Here is a 5064-nt window from a genome sequence, read left to right as displayed (position 1 = left end):
AGCGATTGATTTTGGTCACTGTGCAATTTTTAATCATCAGCGCAGTGTTGCGTGAAGCGCTCCTCGGAAAGCGGCGTCGAGTAAGACGGATTCAGATAGGGCACAAAGGTGCTCTTACTGGGTAATTGGGCGAAACTACTGTTGGAAATGGCGGAAAACAGGACCCGGTAGATATTGGCCAGATTGAAAGTCTCATCCTTGTATTTTTCGAATGCATCGCGAATTTCGGGGACATTCGAATAGACTGCAAGAAAGGTCGTCATCCTTTCGACAATGCAGCTGTTTTCGACATGTTCGTGATCGAGGTATGCGCCGGCGCCGTGATCACCGTGAACGAATACCACGATCGGTTCGTCGCGTGGCAGGGCGGCCAACTGGCGGACCAGCGCGTTCTCTGCATAGCCCGCCATGTCGCGGTAGCCCTCGATATATTTCGCACGCCGCGATGCGGACCCGCGAACGTAATGAGATCCATCGGCGATATTGTGCGAAATAACTTGCCGGGGCGCGCCATCCGGTGTCATCGAAAACGGCGGATGCGGTGCGAGCACATGTTGGTAATAATAGAAAGGTGCCTGCAATTTCGAATAGTTGCCAGGATCGAACGCCGCCCGCAGCCGGTCATTGCGAACTTTGAGCACAAGGCTCGGGAACGGCACGAAACTGATCTCCATATTGGTCAGGGAAAACGGTGACCATGGCGTTACCTGCAGGGCATCATCCAGGTCCAGGCCGGCGATGCCGCTGTTGGAATATGCAAAGTGGTAACCGGCCCGCCGCAGTGCCTTCTGGACGTTGCCGTTCGTCACGGTCGCGGCGAGGTCACGTCGGAAATACCGCACGCTCTCGGTCTTCTCCGGGACCTCGACATAACCGCCCGACATCACAGAGGCCATGGCGAACAGCGTCTGATTATAGGGCGTGACGACGTAGTTCATCACGACAAAGCCCATTTTCTCCATCGATTGCTGGAACGCCGTGTTGTCGTGCCGGTAGATATCCGCCAGCACCTGCGACGAGGCATAGCCGTCAAGAACTACGTGCACGATTGACGGTTTTACAACCAGTTCCGTCTCGCCGATGTCCGCGTAAGCCGACCCGCGGATTTGGCCGTCGCCAAAGCCCTCCAAACCGGATAGAAAATATATACTGAATACCACCACGCCCAGTACATTGCTGACGAACGTCATTTTCTTATGGTCGATACGGCGCTCGGTCACTGTCGTGAAGATCAGCAGTAGCCCGAAGATAATGATCGGGAAGACGACACCGAAACTGGCGAGCATCGAACAGGTAATTAGGGAGAAAATCAGCGAGATGCCACCCCATCGCCGCAGCCGCCAGTAAGCGACGACCATTGCGGCACCGAATGCGACGGCGAGGATCACGGCCAGGCGGGTGGCTTCGGCGAGCGAGAAATCGACGCCGAATCTCTGCCATTGCAGGTAGGGCACAAGGAAGACCAGAAATATCGGCCCGAACGGGAATTGCGCAAATCTTAGCATCGGTCAGGTGCCTCGCTTGTACCAATAGAGCGTACGACCGTCCTTGGTCACCTCACTGGTCTCGACCACGGTGGCATGCTGCGACAACGCCGCCTCGAAGGCCGCTTGTGAATAGAAATGGAAGATGTCCTCGCGCATCGCCAGCATGGTTTTGACCGTCGGATCGCTCTTTGCGACGAATTCGACGATGCCGTTCGGCGCCAACGACGTTATCCAGCCGAGCACCTGCGGCAGCGGAATGTTTTTTCCGATCGCCAGATGGTGGGCGAAGGCAAGCGCCAGCACCGCGTCCGCGTTCGCGCGTTCGAAAAACCCAGGGCGCTCGGATTGCAGCCAACCCTGCGACGGGCTCGGGTTGCTGGCGTCCAGAAACAGCGTCAGCAGGTTCAGCGATTTTCCGGCTGCGCGATGATACGCCTTTTCCAGCGCGATCTGGTCGAAATCGAAACCGATCACCTGCTCTGATCCGGCATTAAGGGCAACCTCGGAAAAGGCGCCGCTGTTGCAACCCAGGTCGAAGGTCAGCTTCGGCTGCACCTTGCGGACAAACTTGTCGATGAAGGCAGCCTTCTGGCTGTTCTCGATATCCTCATAGGTGTTCTGCTCCGCGTAGGCACCCCATACCGTGGCCGATCCGCCCTTGGGCTCCAGCGCATTGACCCAGCCGCGAAGCTGAGTCAGCAGGCCCCTATAGGCGGACCTTGGTAACCCCTTGCGTTCGGAAATGGATTTGGTGGTCTTGCCGCTTTGCGATTGCACCCCGCGCTGTAGGCGGGCCGGCAGGACGACATGCGCCAGAATTTTCACCGAAAGCTTGTGGCGGGGCCGCAACAACATTGCCAGCTCCTCGGTTGTGACACCTTCCTGGGTGCCGCGGAACCAAGCGTTGTGGGCAATACCAAGCTTGGCGCGCAGCAGCAAAGGGTTCAGGAACTGTTCACAGAACTGCCGGTGGCCGAACCAATACGCTCCGTCGGTGTAGGGCTTGAATGACAGGTGATCTATGAAGACCGGACGGCTACCGATAAACTGAACATTGTAAGCACTCGCGTCCGACAGGGCGACGTCTGCAGCCAGCGCCTCGATCGCGATATCGAGATACAGGAGCGCGGCACGTTTCAACTGCGGAAAAGACCATTCGTAAGGAAACGACACGTAGCTGAGCCGAGGATGCTCGAGCAAACAAACCGCGTCGGGAAAACGCGCCGAAATCTCGGGATCCTGCACGATTTCAAATGGCAACAACGCACCGCTGGCGACCATGCGATCCAGAAAGCCAGTTTTCCGGACCGCTTCAAACGCCTCTATGCCAAATCGGGTGACGCTCCGAAAAATGCCTCCGTCGAAATCGTAAACGTGTCCTGCAGGATCCCGAAAGGATCCCGGTAATGGGGCCACATTTTTCATTCATTCTCGGCTTCGGATTCGGTTGCGTCTTTGCCCGTGATGCGCCGGAAAAACTGCTTGAAGCGCGCCCAATACATGGTGCCGAACGCGAGCACGGCAGCGATGCTGCCAATAATCGACTGGAGAATGATGCTACCTGTTCCCGGATCGAGGTAGGCATATGCTGGGCTGGACATGCCGATTGTGAGAGAGACAGCCGCACCGCAAATTACAACAAAAAAAATAATCAAATCGGTCATACCAATGCTTTCTTGAGCCCTAAAATACGATTTAGTATGTTCATTTATCTATCAAGATAAGAGTGTAAGTAAACCATAAATATCGATTGGATCCGTCAGACGATCTTTGTTTGAGAGGGGCAAATCGGGCAACTGGCGTCGCCGGATGACAAAATAAAGCCACTTTTGATATTTCAAAACCAGTTCCCACATCATCCGCCTCGCGGTGATGTTGTAGGTCCGTTTCCCGCTGACCTCGCCATTATTCCTCGAGAAATGAACGTCCGCTTTGGGCTCATAACGGACCCTTGCCACAAAGCTCAGCCTTGGGCAGCTACGGTTCACTCATGGCAGCTGCTTGCCCCTCATCATCGACGGCCCCAACCGTTGCCCCACCCGCCAAAAGCCTGCAAATTACGCGTTGGCGTTCTTACCGTAGGTTCGAATCCTACGACCCCAGCGACACAGCCCCCCGTTTCCCAAATTAATAAGGTCGGACCAAGTCAGTGGGGTAAGATCGGGACAGCAGCATAATGCTGTATCTCGAGCCTGAATTGATAGCTACCGACCAGAACGACCCGGCAATATGCTGCTCCTAGGTCAATTCCACATTCCACCCAGCCAGAAATTATCAACCCCGGGGCATGAAACCGGCCGATAATTTTTGCATTCCGATGAACCTGATGTAGTTTCGGCTTCACAAAGAAGCTGTTGATGGGCGTAGTGAATGAAGGTTGGACCGCGTAATCTTATCACAGATGTACAGGGCCTGCTCGTCGGCAACGCTCAAGATGCAAGACTGAAGTCCGGCTGCACCGTCCTGGTGGGCAGCAGGCCCTTCACGGCTGCGGTGCACACAATGGGTGGAGCGCCCGGCACACGCGAAACCGACTTGCTGGCTCCCGACAAACTGGTGCAGAAAGTGGATGCTCTGGTTTTGTCCGGCGGATCCGCATTCGGCCTTGATGCTGCCTCGGGCGTGTGTGACGCGTTGGCCCGGTCAGGGCGCGGGTTCAAGGTTGGCGATGCAACTGTGCCAATTGTTCCGGCGGCGATCCTGTTTGATCTATCGAACGGCGGCGAAAAAGACTGGTCCGTAAATCCCTACAATTCACTTGGGCGATCAGCATTGGAAAACGCGTCCCGCGAATTCGAACTCGGCAGTTTCGGGGCGGGCACGGGCGCAACGACAAAGGACCTGAAAGGCGGCCTTGGCTCTGCTTCACTTGTACTCGGCACCGGCATAACGGTCGGGGCACTGGTGGCGGTAAACGCCGCGGGTTCAGTGGTCCATCAGGGACAAAAGCATTTCTGGGCTGCACCGTTTGAAGTCGGCGATGAGTACGGCGGCGCTGGACCTGCACTTAGATTTGATCCTTTGAACGACCAGCTTACCAAGGGATCTGCAATTCCGGGTACAAACACAACCATCGCTATCGTTGCTACGGATGCCAGGCTGACACAGGCCGAAGCCACGAGACTGGCCATTGCGGCACATGATGGAATGGCGCGCGCAATCGTTCCATCCCATACGCTGTTCGATGGCGATCTGATCTTTGCCGCTGCGACCGGAGAGAAACCCCTGACCGATCCTCATGATGACCTGATGGCACTTGGGCATGCGGCAGCTGCCTGCTTGACCCGCGCCATAGCGCGCGGCGTTTACAATGCGTCCGCGTCTTCTGGTGACACAGTGCCGACCTGGAACGAGAAGTGGGGAGGAACGTAGATATTTGCGCAAATGTCGCGATCGGCCACCGCAAATCCAAGAGGCCAATCGAACAATGTCCTTTCGGGCTGCCGAAAGGCGAAAAGAAGCGAATAATTCTATACCTCAAACCCACAGGAACCCGGCTGCGGATATCTTACATATTGAGGCTCAGGCGTTCTAATTGAAAAACTTGAAAGCTCACCGGCGAGAGCCTGTGCCAATT

4 protein-coding genes are annotated in these 5064 nt (G+C 55.8%); 1 reads left to right on the top strand and 3 read right to left on the bottom strand.

Going from position 1 to position 5064, the window contains the following annotated elements:
- Positions 1 to 29: 29 nt before the first annotated feature.
- Genes AC221Y_RS20205 through AC221Y_RS20195 form a run of 3 tightly spaced genes read right to left on the bottom strand, consistent with a single transcriptional unit; the run spans position 30 to position 3151 of the window.
- The gene (locus AC221Y_RS20205; RefSeq protein WP_486708191.1) at positions 30 to 1505 is read right to left on the bottom strand and encodes a hypothetical protein; all 1476 of its coding nucleotides are present in this window, start codon (positions 1503 to 1505) and stop codon (positions 30 to 32) included.
- Between the two features lie 3 nt (positions 1506 to 1508).
- Complete coding sequence (locus tag AC221Y_RS20200) at positions 1509 to 2912, bottom strand: hypothetical protein (protein WP_486708190.1); 1404 nt, start codon at positions 2910 to 2912, stop codon at positions 1509 to 1511.
- Positions 2909 to 3151, bottom strand: a complete 243-nt coding sequence (locus AC221Y_RS20195) for a hypothetical protein (protein ID WP_486708189.1) — start codon at positions 3149 to 3151, stop codon at positions 2909 to 2911. The genes AC221Y_RS20200 and AC221Y_RS20195 overlap by 4 nt, the downstream gene beginning before the upstream one ends.
- Positions 3152 to 3857: 706 nt before the next feature.
- On the opposite strand from AC221Y_RS20195, the gene AC221Y_RS20190 reads away from it, so the two are divergent.
- Positions 3858 to 4859 (top strand): P1 family peptidase, encoded by a 1002-nt coding sequence (locus AC221Y_RS20190; RefSeq protein WP_486708188.1) that lies wholly within the window; start codon positions 3858 to 3860, stop codon positions 4857 to 4859.
- Positions 4860 to 5064 lie beyond the last annotated feature (205 nt).

The sequence above is a fragment of the Boseongicola sp. genome, assembly GCF_057460485.1.
This window is presented reverse-complemented; position numbering and strand designations above follow the sequence as displayed.